The sequence below is a fragment of the Mycobacteroides franklinii genome (assembly GCF_001853795.1).
GTDB classification, from domain to species: Bacteria; Actinomycetota; Actinomycetes; order Mycobacteriales; family Mycobacteriaceae; genus Mycobacterium; species Mycobacterium franklinii.
This window is the reverse complement of sequence record NZ_MLIK01000013.1, coordinates 1-450: the sequence shown is the minus strand read 5'-3', so window position 1 is coordinate 450 and position 450 is coordinate 1. Positions and strand designations below refer to the sequence as shown.

Below are 450 nucleotides of genomic sequence, written 5' to 3'. Positions count from 1 at the left end.
GGATCGCGCATGCGACCCGACGTCGTCACCGCCTTCATGGATCGCTTCGGCGACATCATCTACAACAATTACAACGCCACCGAGGCCGGCATGATCGCCACGGCGACCCCGGCCGATCTGCGCGCCGCGCCCGACACCGCGGGGAAACCCGCCGAGGGCACCGAGATTCGCATCCTCGACAGCGAGTTCCGCCAGGTGCCCACCACCGAGGTGGGCACCATCTACGTGCGCAACTCGACCCAGTTCGACGGCTACACCTCGGGCAGCAACAAGGACTTCCACGAGGGCTTCATGTCCTCGGGAGATGTGGGCTACCTGGACGAGGCCGGGCGGTTGTTCGTGGTGGGCCGGGACGACGAGATGATCGTCTCCGGCGGTGAGAACGTATACCCGATCGAGGTGGAGAAGGTGTTGGCCGGCCATCCCGATGTCGCGGAAGCCGCCGTGATC

Annotated in this window: 1 protein-coding gene; it reads left to right on the top strand. The window is 65.6% G+C overall.

Translation table 11 applies throughout. The features are described from left to right. Positions 1 to 450 (top strand): AMP-binding protein (locus BKG76_RS07080; RefSeq protein ID WP_165611504.1); only part of this gene is annotated, 450 nt, incomplete at both ends.